Source organism: Candidatus Sodalis sp. SoCistrobi (assembly GCF_900143145.1).
In the GTDB taxonomy this organism is placed as follows: Bacteria; Pseudomonadota; Gammaproteobacteria; order Enterobacterales; family Enterobacteriaceae; genus SoCistrobi.
Window position 1 is genome coordinate 1 of sequence record NZ_FRDB01000340.1, and the last position, 1,933, is coordinate 1,933.

The window sequence follows — 1,933 nt, forward strand, 5'->3', positions numbered from 1 at the left end:
CGGCGACTCCTACGATAATGCGATGGCAGAGAGTATCAACGGGTTGTACAAAACGGAGGTTATCCACCGCGGGAGCTGGAAAAACCGGACGGAAGTGGAGTTGGCCACGCTGGACTGGGTGGACTGGTACAACAACAGAAGGCTGCTCGGGCGGCTGGGTTACATCCCTCCTACTGAAGCCGAAATGAACTATTACGCTTTGCAATTAGCATCAGAGGAAGCGGCGTAGTATTGCCAAAATTACTCTCTAATAAACTCGGGGTTATTCAGCTCCCGTTCGTCGCCGGCCCGGCGTTAAATTGCTATAACGCCTATACGCTGCGCATTTTGCTCAAACAAGGTATGGTTCGCTGGTGTATGCCCGTCGAGCTGTCGCGCGAATGGCTAAGCAACACGCTGGCGCAGTGCGAGGAGCTGGGGATCCGCGGCCGTTTCGAGGTGGAGGTGTTCAGCTATGGCCATCTGCCGCTTGCCTGGTCGGCACGTTGTTTCACCGCCCGATCGGAGAACCGATCGAAGGATGAGTGCGAAACCTGCTGTATTCACTACCCCCAGGGCATAGGTATCTACACATCAGGGAGGAGGCTTAAGAGCAACTCTCGCTAAATGAGTAAGTTCTTCCAGACTATATTCCGATAATAATTTTAGTGTATTCAACAAGATGGATAGGCCAGCGAGCAGAGCAGGAGCGCTCTCTCTGCGGCCTCGCTTTTGCTGTCGTCCTGACAAGCGACATATCAGCTGGCGGGCTGCCGCATTTTCTTCTCCTTCAGCGCGTTGCAGCCGCCATACCAGAACAGCAGCCATACTGGCTATTAACAACCTGCGTAGTACGGCTGGCGCGCTGCGCTGAAGCCATGTTTCTACGTCATGTCCGGCACCTTTCAGCAACTTAAAAAATGATTCAATATTCCAGCGCCAGTAATACCAACGAGCTACTTCCTCGCAGGTGATCTCGCTGCAAACGTTTGTAAGCAGCGTCCAGCGTCCCACCACATTACCGAGATCATCCGTAAGCCGAACAACAACCAATCTGACCGTCAGAGGCTCTCCAGGTTGGATTTTTATGCGGCGGCCGGTTTCTTTATCTTTACGCTTCTGCTGCGCAGCTCGGGTTATGACTATCGAGGTTTCACTGATTTCCATATCAGCTTTTTTCCCTTTCCAGTCTACCTGTCCGCATCCGTTGTATGGCAGAAGAGCAGCAATCTCACCAATTTTCAATGAATTACCTTGCCACTCTGCACCATGTCCTTCTTTTCCTCGGATAAGCCAGCATATTCCTTGAGTACTCAACGTCCGCATATGTCCAATAGAGTCACCCTCTCTATCAATTATATGAATCAGCTTTTTACCTATATTAAGCGATTCCACACGGGCAATATCGGTCGTCAAGGCGTCCATATGTGTCTGCCGTTCGGACAGTCCTTCCGCCAACGTTGAATGACAACCGGTTGCATCGGTAAGTGTCTGAGATAGAGGCGCTATTGGCAAACCCGTGCCAGCATCAACCAGCAAGCTGCTTTGAAGTTCATATCCAACATCGCCACCGTGCGTCATTTTTAAGCGTCCGTATTTGGCATGATGGTAAAGAAATTGTAAACGTGACCAATCATGAACAACGAGAGCGTATGGATGCGGGCTAAGCGAAATTTGCTCAAGTGCTAGCGAAATAATTGGCTCATTGAGTTGACTGAAGCTAATTCGCTTATTATTCAGAAAACGCCAGACAGCTTGGGTAGTTGCGAAAGTTGATTTTTGAGCACTTGCGAGGTCTTTAACCGCAGAAGCAAGAAGAGCCGCGGGCGTCATATGCTGTTTAACCAGCGTCTGATATCGGCGGGTAAGGCGAGAGTCAATCCCGCCAACAGATAGGTTGAAATCATTCTGCAAAGTAATAACAGGTATCACGATAAATGTGTAGATACCTATG

At 49.9% G+C, this 1,933-nt stretch carries 2 protein-coding genes and 1 pseudogene; 2 read left to right on the forward strand and 1 reads right to left on the reverse strand.

The features are described from left to right. Together CINSTRO3249_RS15500 and CINSTRO3249_RS15505 are read left to right on the forward strand one after the other, a co-directional pair. On the forward strand, positions 1–229 hold a 229-nt coding region (locus CINSTRO3249_RS15500), incomplete at its 5' end, for an integrase core domain-containing protein (protein WP_143146879.1). 11 nt (positions 230–240) lie between these two features. Beyond that, a pseudogene (locus CINSTRO3249_RS15505) lies at positions 241–558 on the forward strand (U32 family peptidase); the annotation flags it as partial. A gap of 15 nt (positions 559–573) precedes the next feature. On the opposite strand, the gene CINSTRO3249_RS15510 reads toward CINSTRO3249_RS15505, so the two are convergent. Further along, positions 574–1,933 (reverse strand): flagellar biosynthesis protein FlhF (locus CINSTRO3249_RS15510; protein ID WP_254304262.1); only part of this gene is annotated, 1,360 nt, incomplete at its 5' end.